General features: G+C 68.4%; 19 protein-coding genes and 4 tRNA genes. 17 read left to right on the forward strand and 6 right to left on the reverse strand.

Annotated elements, in window-relative coordinates:
- The first annotated feature begins 151 nt into the window (after positions 1 to 151).
- A tRNA-Tyr gene (locus tag ACIA73_RS35230) sits at positions 152 to 233 on the forward strand.
- Between the two features lie 126 nt (positions 234 to 359).
- On the opposite strand, the gene ACIA73_RS35235 is transcribed toward ACIA73_RS35230, so the two are convergent.
- The 3 genes from ACIA73_RS35235 to ACIA73_RS35245 all read right to left on the reverse strand — a co-directional run bounded on the left by ACIA73_RS35235 (position 360) and on the right by ACIA73_RS35245 (position 2,990).
- On the reverse strand, positions 360 to 893 hold the full coding sequence (locus ACIA73_RS35235) for a GyrI-like domain-containing protein (protein ID WP_399443026.1): 534 nt from the start codon (positions 891 to 893) through the stop codon (positions 360 to 362).
- Positions 894 to 1,001: 108 nt separating this feature from the next.
- Positions 1,002 to 1,658: an SDR family oxidoreductase gene (locus ACIA73_RS35240; protein WP_399443027.1), complete on the reverse strand. Its 657-nt coding sequence runs from the start codon at positions 1,656 to 1,658 to the stop codon at positions 1,002 to 1,004.
- 51 nt (positions 1,659 to 1,709) lie between these two features.
- Positions 1,710 to 2,990: an amidohydrolase family protein gene (locus tag ACIA73_RS35245; RefSeq protein WP_399443028.1), complete on the reverse strand. Its 1,281-nt coding sequence runs from the start codon at positions 2,988 to 2,990 to the stop codon at positions 1,710 to 1,712.
- A 249-nt stretch (positions 2,991 to 3,239) separates the two neighbouring features.
- On the opposite strand from ACIA73_RS35245, the gene ACIA73_RS35250 reads away from it, so the two are divergent.
- The 6 genes from ACIA73_RS35250 (at position 3,240) to ACIA73_RS35275 (ending at position 5,840) form a co-directional block, all read left to right on the forward strand.
- Positions 3,240 to 3,312 (forward strand) — tRNA-Thr (locus ACIA73_RS35250).
- Positions 3,313 to 3,358: 46 nt separating this feature from the next.
- Positions 3,359 to 3,431, forward strand: a tRNA-Met gene (locus ACIA73_RS35255).
- A gap of 89 nt (positions 3,432 to 3,520) precedes the next feature.
- Positions 3,521 to 3,685, forward strand: coding sequence for a 50S ribosomal protein L33 (rpmG, locus tag ACIA73_RS35260; RefSeq protein ID WP_007265873.1), 165 nt, complete (start codon positions 3,521 to 3,523; stop codon positions 3,683 to 3,685).
- A gap of 115 nt (positions 3,686 to 3,800) precedes the next feature.
- On the forward strand, positions 3,801 to 4,256 hold the full coding sequence (locus ACIA73_RS35265; RefSeq protein WP_399443029.1) for a MaoC family dehydratase N-terminal domain-containing protein: 456 nt from the start codon (positions 3,801 to 3,803) through the stop codon (positions 4,254 to 4,256).
- 1 nt (position 4,257) lies between these two features.
- Positions 4,258 to 4,686, forward strand: coding sequence for a MaoC family dehydratase (locus ACIA73_RS35270; RefSeq protein ID WP_399443030.1), 429 nt, complete (start codon positions 4,258 to 4,260; stop codon positions 4,684 to 4,686).
- A 98-nt stretch (positions 4,687 to 4,784) separates the two neighbouring features.
- A complete protein-coding gene (locus ACIA73_RS35275) occupies positions 4,785 to 5,840 on the forward strand; it encodes a UDP-N-acetylmuramate dehydrogenase (protein ID WP_399443032.1) in 1,056 nt (351 codons plus the stop codon).
- A gap of 43 nt (positions 5,841 to 5,883) precedes the next feature.
- Here the strand turns inward: ACIA73_RS35275 and ACIA73_RS35280 are convergent, their stop codons facing one another.
- On the reverse strand, positions 5,884 to 6,516 hold the full coding sequence (locus ACIA73_RS35280; RefSeq protein ID WP_399443033.1) for an NAD(P)-dependent oxidoreductase: 633 nt from the start codon (positions 6,514 to 6,516) through the stop codon (positions 5,884 to 5,886).
- 156 nt (positions 6,517 to 6,672) lie between these two features.
- On the opposite strand from ACIA73_RS35280, the gene ACIA73_RS35285 reads away from it, so the two are divergent.
- The gene (locus ACIA73_RS35285; RefSeq protein ID WP_399443102.1) at positions 6,673 to 7,227 is read left to right on the forward strand and encodes a TetR/AcrR family transcriptional regulator; all 555 of its coding nucleotides are present in this window, start codon (positions 6,673 to 6,675) and stop codon (positions 7,225 to 7,227) included.
- 3 nt (positions 7,228 to 7,230) lie between these two features.
- Here the strand turns inward: ACIA73_RS35285 and ACIA73_RS35290 are convergent, their stop codons facing one another.
- Positions 7,231 to 8,271, reverse strand: coding sequence for an adenosine deaminase (locus tag ACIA73_RS35290; protein ID WP_399443034.1), 1,041 nt, complete (start codon positions 8,269 to 8,271; stop codon positions 7,231 to 7,233).
- A 120-nt stretch (positions 8,272 to 8,391) separates the two neighbouring features.
- Positions 8,392 to 9,618, reverse strand: a complete 1,227-nt coding sequence (locus ACIA73_RS35295; protein ID WP_399443035.1) for a pyridoxal phosphate-dependent aminotransferase — start codon at positions 9,616 to 9,618, stop codon at positions 8,392 to 8,394.
- Between the two features lie 206 nt (positions 9,619 to 9,824).
- On the opposite strand from ACIA73_RS35295, the gene ACIA73_RS35300 reads away from it, so the two are divergent.
- From ACIA73_RS35300 to rpoB, 9 genes are all read left to right on the forward strand, one after another.
- Positions 9,825 to 9,897, forward strand: a tRNA-Trp gene (locus ACIA73_RS35300).
- Between the two features lie 107 nt (positions 9,898 to 10,004).
- The gene (secE, locus tag ACIA73_RS35305; RefSeq protein WP_399443036.1) at positions 10,005 to 10,283 is read left to right on the forward strand and encodes a preprotein translocase subunit SecE; all 279 of its coding nucleotides are present in this window, start codon (positions 10,005 to 10,007) and stop codon (positions 10,281 to 10,283) included.
- 83 nt (positions 10,284 to 10,366) lie between these two features.
- Positions 10,367 to 11,290, forward strand: coding sequence for a transcription termination/antitermination protein NusG (gene nusG / locus ACIA73_RS35310; RefSeq protein WP_399443037.1), 924 nt, complete (start codon positions 10,367 to 10,369; stop codon positions 11,288 to 11,290).
- Between the two features lie 176 nt (positions 11,291 to 11,466).
- Positions 11,467 to 11,901 (forward strand): 50S ribosomal protein L11, encoded by a 435-nt coding sequence (rplK, locus tag ACIA73_RS35315; protein ID WP_185027986.1) that lies wholly within the window; start codon positions 11,467 to 11,469, stop codon positions 11,899 to 11,901.
- Between the two features lie 80 nt (positions 11,902 to 11,981).
- Entirely contained in the window at positions 11,982 to 12,704 is a 723-nt protein-coding gene (gene rplA / locus ACIA73_RS35320; RefSeq protein ID WP_399443038.1) for a 50S ribosomal protein L1, read from the forward strand.
- Positions 12,705 to 12,836: 132 nt separating this feature from the next.
- Positions 12,837 to 13,781 (forward strand): hypothetical protein, encoded by a 945-nt coding sequence (locus ACIA73_RS35325; protein ID WP_399443040.1) that lies wholly within the window; start codon positions 12,837 to 12,839, stop codon positions 13,779 to 13,781.
- A 382-nt stretch (positions 13,782 to 14,163) separates the two neighbouring features.
- On the forward strand, positions 14,164 to 14,694 hold the full coding sequence (gene rplJ, locus ACIA73_RS35330) for a 50S ribosomal protein L10 (RefSeq protein WP_399443041.1): 531 nt from the start codon (positions 14,164 to 14,166) through the stop codon (positions 14,692 to 14,694).
- A 111-nt stretch (positions 14,695 to 14,805) separates the two neighbouring features.
- Positions 14,806 to 15,189: a 50S ribosomal protein L7/L12 gene (gene rplL / locus ACIA73_RS35335; protein WP_399443043.1), complete on the forward strand. Its 384-nt coding sequence runs from the start codon at positions 14,806 to 14,808 to the stop codon at positions 15,187 to 15,189.
- 670 nt (positions 15,190 to 15,859) lie between these two features.
- Complete coding sequence (rpoB, locus tag ACIA73_RS35340; protein WP_399443044.1) at positions 15,860 to 19,345, forward strand: DNA-directed RNA polymerase subunit beta; 3,486 nt, start codon at positions 15,860 to 15,862, stop codon at positions 19,343 to 19,345.
- The last annotated feature ends 131 nt before the right edge of the window (positions 19,346 to 19,476 follow it).

Genomic DNA, 19,476 nt, shown 5'->3' on the forward strand with positions numbered 1-19,476 from the left:
AAGCCGTGGTCGTACGCCGCAAAGCCTAGCCACCCCCGGCGGGCGCGGGCACTGATCAATCGAGTGGCGAACCACCCCTGGTCATCAGGTATTGTTTACGTCGTCCCCAGGGAAAAGCGCCGCGAGGCGAAAATCCCCGGTGGCATCCCATGGCGGTGTGCCCGAGTGGCCAATGGGAACGGACTGTAAATCCGTCGGCTTAGCCTACCCAGGTTCGAATCCTGGCGCCGCCACAAAAGAAGGCCCCCGAACTGCGGAAACGCAGCTCGGGGGCCTTTGGGTTTTCCGGACGCCCGCAGCTTTTCCGGATGCCCGCAGCGGGATACCTCACCGGGCCCCCGACGCTCGCGGCCGGAACGTCAGTCCTCCAGCCGGAACGCCAGCTCCGTCTCCCAGTGGGCCGGGTCCGGCTGCACCCGTGGATCCGTCTTGTACGTCTCCAGCCGGCCGACCCAGTGCTCGCCGTCGGAGGCCGTCGTCATGTCCCACGCCAGCCCCTGCGCGCGCGCCCACGCCAGCAGCGCCTCGGTGACCGCGAACAGGCCGTCCGGATGGCCGAAGTGGGTCACCGTCGCGTACTTCCCGGCGGGCAGCACACCGGACAGCACATCACCCTCGGGCTCCGGCGACACCGCGACCGCAACCCCCGCCTCGACCTCGAACTCCCCTTCCGTACCGACCAGGTTGTACCGGAGGAACGGACCACCGAGCGGTTCGGTTCCCCGCGCCGCCAGCCAGCCGAAGAGCTCCGGAATCCGGTCGGCGATCTGCGCGAAGCCGTCCGCCTTCACCCGGCCCCTGATCCCCGCGTACGGCTGCTCCTCCCGCTCCACAATGAGGGGCTCGACCTCGACCGGCCCACTCGTGGACGGATTCTCGGACGTACTGGACATGCCACTCCTTCGCTCGCTCGCGCACCGGTTCGCCCACCGGAAGACGACCGCACGGCAGGCCCGAACTCATCGGCCCCGCCGCGCGGTTGTGCCTCCTCACGCCCCCGCTCAGTTACCGGCGACGTCCTTCACTGCCACCGACACCGGTACGTCGCCACCGATCAGCTCCAGTGTCAGCCCCGCTGTCGACGGCGTCTCCAACAGCTCCGCCAGTACGGCCGCGACGTCGTCCCTGGCCACCGGACCGCGCCCGGTCGACGCCCCCAGACGCACCAGCCCGCTGCCCGCGTCGTTGGTCAGCGAACCCGGCCGCAGAATCGTCCAGTCCAGGCCCTTCCGGCCCCGGACGTCCGCGTCCGCAGCGCCCTTGGCCCGCAGATACACGTCGAAGATCTCGTCACCCGCGTGCGAGGGATCGGCGCCCATCGAGGACACCACCAGGTACCGCCGCACCCCCGCGCGCTCCGCCGCGTCGGCGAACAGCACCGCCGCGTCCCGGTCCACGGTGTCCTTGCGCCCGGCGTCGCTGCCCGGGCCCGCACCGGCCGCGAAGACGGCCGCGGAGGCCCCTTCGAGCACCGCCGCGACCTCCTCCACGGACGCCGACTCCAGGTCGAGTACGACCGGTTCGGCCCCCGCTTCCCGCAGGTCCGCGCTCTGTCCGGGGTCGCGGATGATCCCCGCGACCTCGCCTCCGCGCCCGGCGAGCAAACGCTCCAGCCGCAACGCGATCTGACCATGTCCACCAGCAATCACGATCCGCATAACACCGACCGTACGCCCCCAAACCCGGCGCCGCCGCCCCTCACGGACACGTCACTCGACGGTGCCGCCCCCCGCACCCCGCCCCTGCCTCGGCAACTCCAGATCCGCGTCCCCGGCCGCCACCGAATCGCAGTACTCCCGCACCGCGCTCGTCCGCGCCACCACGCGCCCCCGGTGCACCACGATCCGGCTGTACGCCAGCGACAGGACCCCGGACAGCCGATCCCCGCGCAGCGCCACCAACTCCGCCGGGAATCCCGCCTCCAGCCGCACCTCGGGCAGCCCCATCGCCTCCCTGGCCACCGCCGCCACCGCGTCGTACGCGTGCTGCGCCCGCATCCCGCTCTGCGAGGCCAGCAGGTACGCCGCCTCCAGGGGATCCCCCCGCCCCACCGGATTCGCCGCGTCCCTGAGCGCCCCGCTGCCCGCCGCCAGCCGCACCCCGGCCGCCCTGAGCAGTCGTACCGGCGCCACTCCCCGCTGATCCACCCCGCCGCACCCGCCCTGCGGCTGGCACACCACACTCACCCCGGCCGCGGCCAGCTGGCCGGCAGCCCGCGTGGCCACCTCCAGAGGCAGCCGGGCGAGCCCGCCGCACGGCCCGATCGCCACCCCGGACCGCAGCCCGCCCGCCATCGCCGCCAGCCGCGCCAGCCTGGCCGGATCGTCACCGTCCGTATGCAGGTCCACCGGACACCCGTGCTCGGCGGCCACTTCCAGCACCCGCTCCACGTACCCGGCCGGATCGGGGTCCGCGTCCGGGCTGCCGCCCACCACCGAGGCGCCCATCTTCACCGCGTCCCGCAGCATCGCGAGCCCGTCCGCCCCGGCCACCCCGGTGAGCAGCCGCGGCACCGCCACCGTCGAGAGATCCACCAGACCGCGCAGTGCCCGCCGCGCCTGGAGCACCGCCTCCATCGGCCCGAGCCCCTGCACATCCCCGATCCGCACGTGCGCGCGCTGTGCCGTCGCCCCGTGCCCGAGCTGCAGCAGCGCCGCGTCGGTGGCCCGCCGCTGGACATCCTGTCCGGCGTACGAGACGGGCCCGCTGGTGTCGGCGGTCAGCGCGGTGTCGCCGTGGGCGTGCGGCTCGACCGGGGCGGGCAGCAGCAGGAAGCCGGCCAGATCCACCCGGGAGGCCCGGTGTGACGGAAGACTCCCCGCCGTACCGACCGCCTCGATCCGCCCCTCGCTGAGCCGTACGTCGACGGTGCGGCCGTCGGTCAGTCGCGCGCCGCTGAGCAGGAGCGCGGTGGAGCCGTCCCCGTCGGACCCGTCGAAGCCGCCGGAACTCCCCGGGCGGCGGGGCGGCTGCGGCTTGCTGTCGGACATCACGCTCCTGGCGGGGACTCGGGCGGAAGGGACGTGGCGGGGGAGCGGCCGGCACCCAAGATCACGCAACGTGCGATCGAGCCTAGGGGCCCGTCCGCGAGGCTTCGAGAAGGAGCGGAATAGTCGTACCGGAGTGACCTCAGGTGGCCTACGCGACGGGTGGGGGAGGGGTGCTCCGAGCTGCGCGATCAAGCCCCTGGATATGGATTTGGGGGATCGGCGCACACCCGTGTAATGTCTTCATCGCTCGCCCCAATAGCTCAGTCGGTAGAGCGTCTCCATGGTAAGGAGAAGGTCTGCGGTTCGATTCCGCATTGGGGCTCTGGTGTCGGAGATCCTCCCCCTCGGGGGAGGTGATCCAGCATCAAAGCGGTGTAGCTCAGTCGGTAGAGCAAGCGGCTCATAATCGCTGTGTCACCGGTTCAAGTCCGGTCACCGCTACGCGCAGTAGCCGATTGTAGGGTCGGTCCTCCGATCGGCTACTCTTTTTTGCGTTCATCCGTACATCCGTCCGTCCAAGGAGCACTCACGTGGCTGCCACCGACGTCCGCCCGAAGATCACGCTGGCCTGCGTGGAGTGCAAGGAGCGGAACTACATCACCAAGAAGAACCGGCGTAACAACCCGGACCGCATGGAGATGAAGAAGCACTGCCCGCGCTGCAACTCGCACACGGCGCACCGCGAAACGCGCTAAGTACAGGCTCGTACACGAGGCCGTCCCCTTAACCGGGGGCGGCCTCGTGTCGTTTGTCACCGCAGGTAATTCACGTCACTGCACTTCACGTCACAGCACAGGAGGTTACGAGTCCATGGCGCTCGACCAGTCCTTCGTGGGGCGGACCTATCCGCCCACCCCGGCGTACGAGGTGGGCCGGGAAAAGATCCGCGAGTTCGCAGAGGCCGTCGGCGACGGCAATCCCGCCTACGTCGATCAGGAAGCCGCCAAGGCGCTCGGCCACTCCGATGTGATCGCCCCGCCGACTTTCGTGTTCGCGATCACTTTCAAGGCCGCGGGTCTGGTCATCGAGGACCCGCAGCTGGGGCTCGACTACAGCCGGGTGGTGCACGGCGACCAGAAGTTCGTCCACAACCGCCCGGTGCGGGCGGGCGACCGGCTCTCGGTCACCTCCACCATCGAGGCCATCAAGTCGATGGCCGGCAACGACATTCTGGACATCCGCGGTGAGGTCCACGACGAGAGCGGTGAGCACGTCGTGACCGCCTGGACGAAGCTGGTGGCGCGTGCCGCCGCCGAGGAGGCGTGAGATGGCTGCCAAGGTCGCGTACGAGAGTGTCGAGGTCGGCACCGAGCTGCCCGCCCAGTCCTTCCCCGTGAGTCGCGCCACACTGGTGCGGTACGCCGGGGCCTCGGGCGACTTCAACCCGATCCACTGGAACGAGAAGTTCGCGGTCGAGGTCGGCCTGCCGGACGTCATCGCGCACGGCATGTTCACCATGGCCGAGGCGATCCGGGTGGTCACCGACTGGGCCGGCGACCCGGCCGCCGTGGTCGAGTACGGGGTGCGCTTCACCAAGCCCGTGGTCGTCCCCAACGACGACAAGGGCGCGCTGCTGGAGGTCACCGCGAAGGTCGCCGCCCTCCTCGGCGACAACCGCGTCCGCGTCGACCTGGTGGCGATGAGCGCCGGCCAGAAGGTCCTGGGCATGTCCCGCGCGGTGGTCCAGCTCGTCTGAGGCCCGCTCACCCCGCGCCCCACCCGGGCGCGGGGAACCGCGCGACCTGTCACCACACGGCCCCGCACCTCGCCACCCCCCTCTCGTACGCTGGGCCCGTGCAGGAACTCCAAGACGCCCCCCTCGCCCCCCTGACCACCTTCCGCCTCGGCGGCCCGGCGGACCGCCTGGTCACGGCCACCACCGACGACGAGGTGATCGCAGCCGTCCAACAGGCGGACGCCACCGGCACCCCGCTCCTGATCATCGGCGGCGGCAGCAACCTGGTCATCGGCGACCAGGGCTTCGCCGGAACCGCCCTGCGCATCGCCACCCAGGGCTTCCGGCTCGACGGTACGAAACTGGAGCTGGCGGCGGGGGAGGTGTGGACGGACGCCGTGCGGCGGGTCGTCGAGGCCGGTCTCGCGGGCATCGAGTGCCTCGCCGGAATCCCCGGCTCGGCCGGCGCGACCCCGATCCAGAACGTCGGGGCGTACGGCCAGGACGTCTCCAGCACCCTCACCGAGGTCGACGCCTACGACCGCCGCACCCGCGAGCGCGTCACCCTCACCAACGCCGAGTGCGCGTTCTCGTACCGCCACAGCCGCTTCAAGGAGGACCCCGAGCGGTACGTCGTGCTCCGGGTCCGCTTCGAGCTGGAGGACGCCGGCGGGCTGTCCGCACCGGTGAAGTACCCGGAGACCGCCCGCACCCTCGGTGTCGGGGCGGGGGAGCGGGTGCCCGCCGCCACCGCCCGCGAGACCGTGCTGGGCCTGCGCGCGGGCAAGGGCATGGTGCTCGACCCCGAGGACCACGACACCTGGTCCGCCGGGTCCTTCTTCACCAACCCGATCCTGGACGAGACCGGGTTCGCGGACTTCCTGGCCCGGGTTCACGAGCGCCTCGGCCCGGACACCGCCCCGCCCGCCTTCCCCGCGGGGGAGGGCCTGACCAAGACGTCCGCCGCCTGGCTGATCGACCGCGCGGGCTTCACCAAGGGGTACGGCAGCGGGCCCGCCCGTATCTCCACCAAGCACACCCTGGCCCTCACCAACCGCGGCGACGCCACCACCGAGGAGCTCCTCACCCTGGCCCGCGAGGTCGTCACAGGGGTACGGGAAGCCTTCGGCGTGACCCTGGTGAACGAGCCGGTGACGGTCGGCTGCGCCCTCTGAGGGCCCGCGTCGGGACGCGGTCTCCGAGCGTCCCGGTGCGCCCTCAGTACGCCGTCCCCACCCCCTGCTTCACCGTGGACGCGTCGTCCAGTACCGCCAGCATCGCGTGGGCCACATCGGCCCGGGCGAGGGTGCGGCCGCTGCGCGGGGTGCCGCCGACGACCGTGCGGTAGCGGCCGGTGAGCGGCTTGTCGGTCAGTTTCGGGGGGCGTACGGAGGTCCAGTCGGTGGCGGAGGCGGCCAACTCGGCCTCCATGGCGCGCAGATCGTCGTAGACGGGCTTCAGGACGCGGCTGATCACACGGCCCGCGGCCCGGTCGACGAGGGGCTGGCGGTCCGGGTCGGGGCCGACCGGGGCCGCGCTGACGACGACCAGGCGGCGGGTGCCCTCCACCTCCATGGCGCGCAGGACCGCGCGGGTCAGCGTGGTCGTGATGCCCGCGTCCTTGGTGCTGCGCGCCCCGAGGCCGGAGAGGACCGCGTCCCGCCCGGCCACCGCTGCCCGCAGCTCCTCCGGGTCCCGTACATCGGCACGGAACACCGTGAGTCCTTCGCCGGTCACCGTGAACCGTGCGGGGTCCCGGACGACCGCGGTGACCTCGTGGCCCGCGGCCAGTGCTTGCTTGACGATTTCCTGCCCGACGCCGCCGGTGGCACCGAATACCGTGAGCTTCATTGCGGGATCCTCCCGGAGTGGGTGAGTATTCACTCACCAGCCAAGGTGAGTGAATACTCACCCACCCGTCAACCCCCTGGAGCCCCCGTGCCGAATCCGCAGCAGCCCGCGCAGCAGCCCACCCGCGAGCGCATCCTCGACGCCGCCCACCGGCTGATGCGCACCCTCGGCCTGTCCCGGGCCACCACCAAGGAGATCGCCAGGGCCGCGGGTTGCTCGGAAGCCGCGCTCTACAAGCACTTCACCGGCAAGGACGAGATCTTCGTCGCGGTCCTGTCCGAGCGGCTGCCCCGCCTCACCCCGCTCCTGCAGCGCCTCGTGCTGGACCCCGGCGAGCGCACCGTCGAGCAGAACCTCACCGAGATCGCCCGTCAGGCGACCCTCTTCTACGCCGAGAGCTTCCCGATCGCCGCCTCGCTCTACGCCGAGACCAAGCTCAAGAGCCGCCACGACAAGGCCATGCAGGAGATGGGCACCGGACCCCACATGCCCATCGAGGGCCTGGACGCCTATCTGCAGGTGGAACGGACGGCGGGCCGCATCGGCCCCCGCGCCGACACCTTCGCCGCCGCCTCGCTCCTCATGGGCGCCTGCGCCCAGCGCGCCTTCGCCTACGACCGGGACGGTCTGGCCGGCAAGCCGCCCCCGCAGTCCGTCGACGACTTCGCCGCCGCCCTGGCCACCACCCTGCTCCGGGGCATCAACGGCTGACGGTCACCCGGCCGGGGCCGACGGTCCCCCCGCCAGCCACGCGTCGATCCCGGCCAGCAGCTTCTCCCTTACATCCACGGGCGCGGCCGACCCCCGCACCGACTGCCGTGCCAGCTCGGCCAGTTCGGCATCGGTGAAGCCGTGGTGCTCCCGCGCCAGCTCGTACTGCGCGGCCAGCCGCGACCCGAACAGCAGCGGGTCGTCCGCCCCCAGCGCCATCGGCACCCCGGCGTCCCACAGCGTCCGCAGCGGTACGTCCTCGGGCTTCTCGTACACCCCCAGCGCCACGTTGGAAGCCGGGCACACCTCACAGGTGATGCCCCGCTCCGCGAGGCGCCGCAGCAGCCGCGGATCCTCGGCCGCCCGCACCCCGTGCCCGATCCGCGAGGCGTCCAGGTCGTCGAGGCAGTCCCGTACCGAAGAAGGACCGGTCAGCTCGCCGCCGTGAGGCGCCGCGAGCAGGCCCCCCTCCCGCGCGATCGCGAAGGCGCGGTCGAAGTCCCTCGCCATGCCCCGGCGTTCGTCGTTGGACAGCCCGAACCCGACGATCCCTCGGTCCGCGTACCGCACCGCGAGCCTGGCCAGCGTCCGCGCGTCCAGCGGATGCTTCATCCGGTTCGCCGCCACCAGCACCCGCATGCCGAGCCCGGTCTCCCTGGACGCACTGTCCACCGCGTCCAGAATGATCTCCAGCGCCGGGATCAACCCGCCGAGCAGCGGCGCGTACGACGTCGGATCGACCTGGATCTCCAGCCACCCCGACCCGTCCCGCACATCCTCCTCGGCGGCCTCCCGCACCAGCCGCTGAATGTCCTCGGGGGTCCGCAGACACGACCGCGCGGCGTCGTAGAGCCGCTGGAAGCGGAACCAGCCCCGCTCGTCGGTCGCCCGCAGCTTCGGTGGTTCACCGCTGGTCAGCGCGTCGGGGAGATGCACACCGTGCTTGTCGGCCAGCTCCAGCAAAGTGGTGGGCCGCATCGATCCGGTGAAGTGCAGGTGCAGATGGGCCTTGGGCAGCAGGGTCAGATCACGTACACGTTCCATCGCCCGATCTTGCCGTACGCACGACGCGCCCGGAAGCGCCTTTTCCCCAACGGGTGCGCCCCCGAACGCAGAAACGGTCCCCCGGCCACAGGCCGAGGGACCGTCCCACCTCACCCGCGACTAGTCGCGGGCCTCCGCGAGCAGCTTCTGCATCCGCGAGACACCCTCGACGAGGTCCTCGTCACCCAGCGCGTACGACAGCCGCAGGTACCCCGGGGTGCCGAAGGCCTCGCCGGGAACCACCGCGACCTCCACCTCCTCCAGGATCAGCGCGGCCAGCTCGACCGAGGTCCGCGGGCGCTTGCCGCGGATCTCCTTGCCGAGCAGCCCCTTCACCGACGGGTACACGTAGAAGGCGCCCTCCGGCGTCGGGCAGACGACGCCGTCGATCTCGCTCAGCATCCGCACGATCGTCTGCCGGCGCCGGTCGAAGGCCGTCTTCATCTCGTCGACCGCGTCCAGCGGCCCGGAGACGGCGGCCAGCGCCGCCACCTGCGCCACGTTGCTCACGTTGGAGGTGGCGTGCGACTGGAGGTTCGTCGCGGCCTTCACCACGTCCTTGGGGCCGATGATCCAGCCGACCCGCCAGCCGGTCATCGCGTACGTCTTGGCGACACCGTTGACCACGATGCACTTGTCCTGCAGCTCCGGCACGATCGCCGGCAGCGAGGTGAACTTCGCGTCGCCGTACACCAGGTGCTCGTAGATCTCGTCCGTCAGCACCCACAGCCCGTGCTCGTGCGCCCAGCGCCCGATCGCCTCCGCGTCGGCCTCGCTGTAGACGGCGCCGGTCGGGTTCGACGGCGAGACGAAGAGCACGACCTTGGTGTTCTCGGTGCGGGCCGCCTCAAGCTGCTCCACGGAGACCCGGTAACCGGTCGTCTCGTCGGCCACGACCTCCACCGGGACACCGCCCGCCAGCCGGATCGACTCGGGGTACGTCGTCCAGTAAGGGGCCGGGACGATGACCTCGTCGCCCGGGTCGAGGATCGCGGCGAACGCCTCGTAGATGGCCTGCTTGCCGCCGTTGGTCACCAGGATCTGCGAGGCGTCCACCTCGTAACCCGAGTCGCGCAGCGTCTTCGCGGCGATCGCGTTCTTCAGCTCGGGAAGCCCGCCCGCCGGGGTGTAGCGGTGGTACTTCGGGTTCGAGCAGGCCTCGATCGCGGCCTGGACGATGTAGTCGGGCGTCGGGAAGTCGGGTTCGCCCGCACCGAAGCCGATCACCGGACGGCCGGCGGCCTTGAGGGCCTTCGCCTTCGCGTCGACGGCAAGCGTGGCGGACTCGGAGATTGCACCGACGCGGGCGGACACCCTGCGCTCGGTCGGAGGGGTAGCAGCGCTCATACGGCCCATCGTCCCAGACCGCGAGGGGCCCGGGCACAGGGGTTTGGAAGACCGGTGGGGAGCGGCCGAAGATCACCTCGGAGCCCTATCTGTTCGACGTCGGGCCTGGGAGCACGTACACTCACCTGTCGTTGGCCCACAGCAGACCACTCCGCCGTACGCACTCCGTGCACTCGGCTGGATGCGGTAGGTTGGGGGAACCACAAAGGGTCGTAGCTCAATTGGTAGAGCACTGGTCTCCAAAACCAGCGGTTGGGGGTTCAAGTCCCTCCGGCCCTGCTACACACTCCTTCGCCAGGATGTGTGCGCATGTACGTACTTCTCTGCATTTGTCGTGCGGCTCCACCGGGCGCGGCACGGCCACGACCCGGAATCAGGTGAGTAGCGTGACGGACGCCGTGGGCTCCATCGACATGCCTGATGCCCAGGACGAAGTACCGAAGAAGGCACGCAAGGGCGGCAAGCGGGGCAAGAAGGGCCCGTTCGGCCGCCTCGCGCAGTTCTACCGCCAGATCGTTGCGGAACTCCGCAAGGTCGTCTGGCCCACTCGCAGCCAGCTGACGACGTACACCACTGTCGTCATCGTCTTCGTCGTGATCATGATCGGCATCGTGACCGTGATCGACCAGGGCTTCGCGGCCGCCGTGAAGTACGTCTTCGGCTAAAAACCTCGCGTAGGGCGCCTCCTTCAACGGGCGCCCCTTTCGCGCGTTCCACCCATTTGTGTATCCAGGAAGAAGCAGCCACCGTGTCTGACCCGAACCTGAACGACGCCAGCGAGTCGGTCGAGTCCGTAGAGGACCAGACCGCCATCGTTGAGGCGGCGGACGCTGTGGAGCCCGACCAGGCCGAAGCCGCCGACGTCGCTGCCGGCGAGCCGGCCGAAGAGGCCGCCCTGCACATCGAGTCCGACGAGGATGTCGAAGCCGTCGCGGTCGCCGAGACCGACGAGGACGCCGCTGCGGCCGAGGCCGTCGCGGACGCAGACGGTGTCGACGCCGAGGTCGAGGAGATCGCCGAGGCCGAAGAGGCCGAGGAGCCCACCTCCGAGCCGGTCGACCCGATCGTGGCCCTCCGCGAGGAGCTGCGCACCCTGCCCGGCGAGTGGTACGTCATCCACACCTACGCCGGGTACGAGAAGCGCGTGAAGGCCAACCTGGAGCAGCGCGCCGTCTCCCTGAACGTCGAAGAGTTCATCTACCAGGCAGAAGTGCCGGAAGAAGAAATCGTTCAGATCAAGAACGGCGAGCGCAAGAACGTCCGTCAGAACAAGCTCCCCGGCTACGTGCTGGTGCGCATGGACCTGACCAACGAGTCCTGGGGCGTTGTCCGCAACACCCCCGGCGTCACCGGCTTCGTGGGCAACGCCTACGACCCGTACCCGCTGACCCTGGACGAGATCGTCAAGATGCTCGCCCCCGAGGCCGAGGAGAAGGCGGCCCGCGAGGCTGCCGAGGCCGAGGGCAAGCCGGCGCCGCAGCGCAAGCTCGCCGTCGAGGTCCTGGACTTCGAGGTCGGCGACTCGGTCACCGTCACCGACGGCCCGTTCGCGACGCTGCAGGCCACGATCAACGAGATCAACCCGGACTCCAAGAAGGTCAAGGGCCTCGTCGAGATCTTCGGCCGCGAGACTCCGGTCGAGCTCAGCTTCGACCAGATCCAGAAGAACTGACCCCAGGTCAGGCACTTCTGACAAGAGCTTCCGAACAGGTCAGATCGGGCTTCCAAAGCCGGTCTGACCTGCTCGGTTTTTAGCCGCACGTCTATACCCGTTATCGTTGTGCGGTATGCCTCCATCCGGATGATCGGATGGATGGCCGAAACTCTCACTAGGACCCGGAGAGAGCAATGCCTCCCAAGAAGAAGAAGGTCACGGGGCTTATCAAGCTCCAGATCAACGCGGGCGCCGCCAACCCGGCCCCGCCGGTCGGCCCGGCGCTCGGTCAGCACGGCGTCAACATCATGGAGTTCTGCAAGGCCTACAACGCCGCGACCGAGTCGCAGCGTGGCATGGTCGTGCCGGTGGAGATCACGGTCTACGAGGACCGCTCCTTCACCTTCGTGACGAAGACCCCGCCGGCCGCCAAGCTGATCCTCAAGGCCGCTGGTGTGGACAAGGGATCGGGCGAGCCCCACAAGACCAAGGTCGCGAAGCTCACCGCCGCTCAGGTGCGCGAGATCGCCACGGTCAAGCTCCCCGACCTGAACGCCAACGACCTTGACGCTGCCGACAAGATCATTGCCGGTACCGCCCGTTCCATGGGCATCACGGTCGAAGGCTGATTCAGCCCCTTCGTACGACAGTGGCAGGGCCACGCGCTGGCCCGTACCACGACTCCACACCTGAACACACAGGAGCAGCAGTGAAGCGCAGCAAGTCCCTCCGGGCTGCGGACGCCAAGATCGACCGGGAGCGTCTGTACGCCCCCCTCGAGGCCATCCGTATCGCCAAGGACACCGCCACCACCAAGTTCGACGGCACCGTCGAGGTCGCCATGCGTCTGGGTGTCGACCCGCGCAAGGCCGACCAGATGGTCCGCGGCACCGTGAACCTTCCGCACGGCACCGGCAAGACCGCCCGGGTCCTGGTCTTCGCGACCGGTGACCGTGCTGCGGCCGCGGAAGCCGCTGGCGCCGACATCGTCGGCTCCGACGAACTGATCGACGAGGTTGCGAAGGGCCGTCTGGACTTCGACGCCGTCGTCGCCACCCCGGACCTCATGGGCAAGGTCGGCCGCCTCGGCCGCGTGCTCGGCCCGCGTGGTCTGATGCCGAACCCGAAGACCGGAACGGTCACCCCGGACGTGGCGAAGGCTGTCACGGACATCAAGGGCGGCAAGATCGAGTTCCGCGTCGACAAGCACTCGAACCTGCACTTCATCATCGGCAAGGTCTCCTTCGACGAGACCAAGCTGGTGGAGAACTACGCAGCGGCGCTGGAGGAGATCCTCCGTCTGAAGCCGTCCGCCGCCAAGGGCCGCTACATCAAGAAGGCCGCCCTGGCCACGACGATGGGCCCCGGCATCCCGCTGGACTCCAACCGCACCCGCAACCTCCTCGTCGAGGAGGACCCGGCCGCCGTCTGAGTTCTCTGACGGCAGTCGCGGGTCTCGCGTATTGCACTCGGCCGGGCCCCCGCCCCTCTTCGGAGGAGCGGGGGCCCGGCTGCGTTACGGTGCGGGGTGATTCCAGTGACAACGAGGGGCGAGGGTTCCACCATGCAGAGTTACGTCATCAGGCGTGTGGGCATCGCGGTCGTGTCGGCCGCGGTCATGGCCGGCGCGTCGGCCTGTGGTGGCGGTACGGGGGCCAAGGACGGCGGCGCGCAGGACGGCGCGGCCAAGGAGAGCGCGGGCAAGCAGACGGGCGGCGACGCCGGTTCGGGCTTCAGCCCGCTCAGCATGCTCCGTACCGTTCAGCAGAAGACCGGCGAGGCCAAGTCGGCCAAGGTGGAGACCACCATGCAGGTCGGATCCGCAGTGAACACCCACAGCGAGGGCGTGCTGGGGTGGTCCGACGGGGTCACCGGCACCATGCAGGTCACCCAGCAGGGCGGCCAGCTGGCCGAGGCGCAGAAGAAGGCAGGCAACCCGGCCACCTCGGAGGCGCGCTACGTGCGCGATGGCTACTACGCCAGGATGGGCGACGCCTTCGCCCAGCAGATCGGCGGCAAGCACTGGATCTACTACTCCTACGACGCCATGGCCGAACTGCTCGGCCCGTCCGGCGCCATGCTGAAGGACCAGCTTCAGAACTCCAGCCCCGACCAGGGCGTGAAGGGCCTGCTGGCCTCCGGCGACGTCAAGAAGGTCGGCGAGGAGAACGTCCGGGGAGTGGCCGCCACGCACTACGCGGGCACCGTCGACGTGGCGAAGCTGGCCGAGAAGAACTCCACTCTCGACAAGGCCCAGCTGGACGCGTACAAGGCCCAGCTCACCCAGGCCGGCATCACCACCGAGCAGATCGACATCTGGGTGGACAAGGACAACCTGCTGGTGAAGAAGACCGAGAAGGCAAGCACCAAGTCCGGTCCGCTCAACTCGACCGCGTTCTACTCGGACTACGGCACGCCGGCCGCGGTCGAGAAGCCCGCCGCCTCCGACACCGCGGACTTCGCGGAGATCATGAAGAAGGAGAAGCAGAAGGCGGGCGCGGCCTCCTAGCCCGGGGCTTCCAGGCGCGGTGCCTCTGGCTGCCGCCGCATGGTCCGGCGCCTCCTGGGCCTTCGCTTTTCCGTCTTCGCGGACCGGGCCGGCCCCCCTCGTGCGGTGCACCCGGGGCCGGCCCGGAGACGATTTGCTCGATTCGTACGCCGTCGCGTACTCTTCCGAGGAAGCCAAAGACCGCTGGTCGTTGCTGCGTGTTCGTAAGAGGACGTGGTGGCCGAAGGATCCGCTAGTTAGTGCGGACGACCTGCGCAGGTGTTCGTGGAAAGTTCCCGGTTCATTCTGGTTGAGCTCAGCCCCGTGCGCTTGCGCCGGGGCGTTTTGCATTTTCGAGCCCCTTCTGAGCGGTCCTCATCACCCGGAAGGAGGCCGACGCTCTATGGCAAGGCCCGACAAGGCTGCCGCGGTAGCCGAGCTTGCGGACCAGTTCCGTAGCTCGAACGCCGCCGTGCTGACCGAGTACCGGGGTCTCACCGTCGCGCAGCTCAAGACGCTGCGTCGTTCGCTCGGTGAGAACGCCCAGTACGCCGTGGTGAAGAACACGCTGACCAAGATCGCGGCCAACGAGGCCGGGATCACTTCGCTGGACGACCAGTTCACTGGTCCGACGGCGGTTGCCTTCATCACCGGTGACCCGGTGGAGTCGGCGAAGGGTCTTCGTGACTTCGCCAAGGAGAACCCGAACCTCATCATCAAGGGCGGTGTCCTTGACGGTAAGGCGCTGACCTCCGATGAGATCAAGAAGCTCGCGGACCTCGAGTCCCGCGAGGTTCTGCTCGCCAAGCTGGCGGGTGCCATGAAGGGCAAGCAGACTCAGGCTGCGCAGCTCTTCCAGGCGCTTCCGTCGAAGTTCGTCCGCACTGCGGAAGCGCTTCGCGTCAAGCTCGAAGAGCAGGGCGGTGCCGAGTAACTCGGCTCGCGCAATGGTCGTAACCCGGTAGGGAGACGGCCGCAGCGGGCCGACAGTACGCCCGCCGACATTTAACTCCGGCACCTGCCGAATTAGTGGAAGGACGCCATCATGGCGAAGCTCAGCCAGGAAGACCTGCTCGCTCAGTTCGAGGAGCTCACCCTCATCGAGCTCTCCGAGTTCGTGAAGGCCTTCGAGGAGAAGTTCGACGTCACCGCCGCCGCGGCCGTCGCGGTTGCCGGCCCGGCCGGTGGCGGCGCCGCTGCCGAGGCCGTCGAGGAGCAGGACGAGTTCGACGTCATCCTCACCGGTGCCGGCGACAAGAAGATTCAGGTCATCAAGGTCGTGCGTGAGCTCACCTCGCTGGGTCTGAAGGAGGCCAAGGACCTCGTCGACGGCGCTCCGAAGCCGGTCCTTGAGAAGGTCAAGAAGGAAGACGCCGAGAAGGCCGCCGAGTCCCTCAAGGGCGCCGGCGCGGCCGTCGAGGTCAAGTGACTTCCTGAGTCCCAGGACTCTTTCGCCGGAGATGCGCCGCGAGGTGTAACACCGGCACAGCCAAGGGCGATCACCCAATGGGGTGGTCGCCCTTCGGCGTTCCCCCGCACAACTGGGCTCAGGGCTTTGTGACGAGTAAGGTGATCTTCGTTGTGCGCCCACAGGCCCGCTGTACGCCCGTGTACGCCCGTTGTACGCCGTGAAGGCGGTCCGGGCAGGTGACCGGAGCCCCGAGGGGGCGGGGGGCCTTGACGAACGGCACGCAGCGCGCAATTCTCAGGACGCGTCGTTACATCGATCCGTATCCGAGGCATGGATCGAAGACGAAGAGGGCAGTATCGAGGTGCGCTCGCAGGGCGCAGAGGGCTCGCCCGTGACGTGGATGCAGAAGCAGTTGTGGCAGTTCCTGGCAGTGGCGTTGAGAAGAACAAAGAGGCCGATGAGGGTCCCCAAAAACCCGCTCTGGACATCAGTGAGCCAAGTGGCTACACTGACCCTTTGCGCTGCCTGTTAGCTGCCTCCTGCCCGTCACCAGGGGCATGCCCATGCTTGAGCACCGAGGAATGATCTGCCCTGATCAGGGCTTTCTTGATCTGGGCTTTTCTGTCTCCGTGTCCAACTTGGGACCGGTACGCGCGTAGTGAGTCCGAGCCCTCGGAAGGACCCCCTCTTGGCCGCCTCGCGCAACGCCTCGACCTCCAATACGAACAACGGCGCCAGCACCGCCCCGCTGCGCATCTCCTTTGCAAAGATCAAGGAGCCCCTCGAGGTTCCGAACCTCCTCGCGCTGCAGACCGAGAGCTTTGACTGGCTGCTCGGTAACGCCGCTTGGAAGGGTCGCGTCGAGGCCGCTCTCGAGAGTGGACAGGACGTCCCCACCAAGTCCGGTCTGGAAGAGATCTTCGAAGAGATCTCCCCGATCGAAGACTTTTCCGGGTCGATGTCGCTGACGTTCCGCGACCACCGTTTCGAGCCGCCGAAGAACTCCATCGACGAGTGCAAGGACCGCGACTTCACGTTCGCCGCCCCGCTCTTCGTCACCGCGGAGTTCACCAACAACGAGACCGGCGAGATCAAGTCCCAGACGGTCTTCATGGGCGATTTCCCGCTCATGACCAACAAGGGCACCTTCGTCATCAACGGCACCGAGCGTGTCGTGGTGTCGCAGCTGGTCCGCTCGCCGGGTGTCTACTTCGACTCCTCCATCGAGAAGACGTCCGACAAGGACATCTTCTCCGCCAAGATCATCCCTTCCCGGGGTGCCTGGCTGGAGATGGAGATCGACAAGCGCGACATGGTCGGTGTCCGCATCGACCGCAAGCGCAAGCAGTCCGTCACCGTTCTCCTCAAGGCTCTCGGTTGGACGACCGAGCAGATCCTGGAGGAGTTCGGCGAGTACGAGTCCATGCGCGCCACCCTGGAGAAGGACCACACCCAGGGCCAGGACGACGCACTGCTCGACATCTACCGCAAGCTGCGTCCGGGCGAGCCGCCCACGCGCGAGGCTGCTCAGACGCTGCTCGAGAACCTCTACTTCAACCCGAAGCGCTACGACCTCGCGAAGGTCGGCCGCTACAAGGTGAACAAGAAGCTCGGCGCCGACGAGCCGCTGAACGCGGGTGTCCTCACCAGCAAGGACATCATCGCCACCATCAAGTACCTGGTCCGGCTGCACGCCGGCGAGGTCGAGACGGTCGGCGAGTCGGGCCGGAGCATCGTCGTCGAGACCGACGACATCGACCACTTCGGCAACCGTCGTCTGCGTAACGTCGGCGAGCTCATCCAGAACCAGGTCCGTACGGGCCTGGCGCGGATGGAGCGCGTCGTGCGTGAGCGCATGACGACCCAGGACGTCGAGGCGATCACGCCGCAGACCCTGATCAACATTCGCCCGGTCGTGGCGTCGATCAAGGAATTCTTCGGCACCTCGCAGCTGTCGCAGTTCATGGACCAGAACAACCCGCTGTCGGGTCTGACGCACAAGCGTCGTCTCTCGGCACTGGGTCCCGGTGGTCTGTCCCGTGAGCGGGCAGGCTTCGAGGTCCGTGACGTGCACCCGTCCCACTACGGCCGTATGTGCCCGATTGAGACGCCCGAAGGCCCCAACATCGGTCTGATCGGTTCGCTGGCTTCGTACGGCCGCGTCAACGCCTTCGGCTTTGTCGAGACCCCGTACCGCCGTGTGACCGAGGGTGTCGTCACCGACGAGGTCGACTACCTCACGGCTGACGAGGAAGACCGCTTCGTGATCGCCCAGGCGAACGCGATCCTCGGTGAGGACATGCGCTTCACCGAGTCGCGCGTCCTGGTCCGCCGTCGTGGCGGAGAGATCGACTACATCCCCGGCGACGACGTCGACTACATGGACGTCTCGCCGCGCCAGATGGTGTCGGTCGCGACCGCGATGATCCCGTTCCTGGAGCACGACGACGCCAACCGCGCGCTCATGGGCGCGAACATGATGCGTCAGGCCGTGCCGCTGATCACGTCCGAGGCTCCGCTCGTCGGCACCGGCATGGAGTACCGCTGCGCGGTCGACGCCGGTGACGTCATCAAGGCGGAGAAGGCGGGTGTGGTCCAGGAGGTTTCCGCAGACTACGTCACCGTCACCAACGACGACGGCACGTACACCACGTACCGGATCGCCAAGTTCTCCCGCTCGAACCAGGGCACCTCGGTCAACCAGAAGGTTGTCGTCAACGAGGGCGCACGGGTCATCGAGGGTCAGGTCCTCGCCGACGGTCCCGCCACCCAGCAGGGTGAGATGGCGCTCGGCAAGAACCTCCTCGTGGCGTTCATGCCGTGGGAGGGCCACAACTACGAAGACGCGATCATCCTCAGCCAGCGGCTGGTGCAGGACGACGTCCTCTCCTCGATCCACATCGAGGAGCACGAGGTCGACGCCCGTGACACCAAGCTCGGCCCGGAGGAGATCACCCGGGACATCCCGAACGTCTCCGAAGAGGTCCTCGCCGACCTCGACGAGCGCGGCATCATCCGTATCGGTGCCGAGGTCGTCGCCGGCGACATCCTCGTCGGCAAGGTCACGCCCAAGGGTGAGACCGAGCTGACGCCGGAGGAGCGCCTGCTCCGCGCGATCTTCGGCGAGAAGGCGCGCGAAGTGCGCGACACCTCGCTGAAGGTGCCGCACGGTGAGATCGGCAAGGTCATCGGCGTCCGCGTCTTCGACCGCGAAGAGGGCGACGAGCTGCCGCCGGGCGTGAACCAGCTGGTTCGTGTCTACGTGGCGCAGAAGCGCAAGATCACCGATGGTGACAAGCTCGCCGGCCGTCACGGCAACAAGGGCGTCATCTCCAAGATCCTCCCGATCGAGGACATGCCCTTCCTTGAGGACGGCACCCCGGTCGACATCATCCTGAACCCGCTGGGTGTCCCGTCCCGAATGAACCCGGGACAGGTCCTGGAGATCCACCTCGGCTGGCTCGCCAGCCGCGGCTGGGACGTCTCCGGTCTGGGTGACGAGTGGGCGCAGCGCCTCCAGGCGATCGGCGCCGACCGCGTCGAGCCCGGCACCAACGTCGCCACCCCGGTGTTCGACGGTGCGCGCGAGGACGAGATCACCGGCCTCTTCGAGGCCACGATCCCGAACCGCGACGGCGACCGGCTGGTCCTGCCCTCCGGCAAGGCCCACCTGTTCGACGGCCGCTCCGGTGAGCCGTTCCCTGACCCGGTCTCGATCGGGTACATGTACATCCTCAAGCTCCACCACCTGGTCGACGACAAGCTCCACGCCCGTTCGACCGGCCCGTACTCCATGATCACCCAGCAGCCGTTGGGTGGTAAGGCACAGTTCGGTGGTCAGCGCTTCGGTGAGATGGAGGTGTGGGCGCTGGAGGCATACGGCGCCGCTTACGCCCTCCAGGAGCTGCTGACGATCAAGTCCGACGACGTGACCGGCCGCGTGAAGGTATACGAGGCCATCGTCAAGGGCGAGAACATCCCGGAGCCCGGCATTCCCGAGTCCTTCAAGGTGCTCATCAAGGAAATGCAGTCGCTCTGCCTCAACGTGGAGGTGCTGTCCTCGGACGGCATGTCCATCGAGATGCGCGACACGGACGAGGACGTCTTCCGCGCAGCGGAGGAACTCGGTATCGACCTGTCCCGGCGAGAGCCGAGCAGCGTCGAAGAGGTCTGACGGGCCGGCCGGGAGTCCTGAAGCCTCAGGACTCCCGGCCCTCCCCGGACCCGTTCAGACCATTTGAAGTGCCCATTTATCTCGCGTGACACGCGAGGGGCTCGAACCCCCGAAAGAGGGATTGACGACAA

Origin of the sequence: Streptomyces sp. NPDC051561 (assembly GCF_044454195.1) — a bacterium.
In the GTDB taxonomy this organism is placed as follows: Bacteria; Actinomycetota; Actinomycetes; order Streptomycetales; family Streptomycetaceae; genus Streptomyces.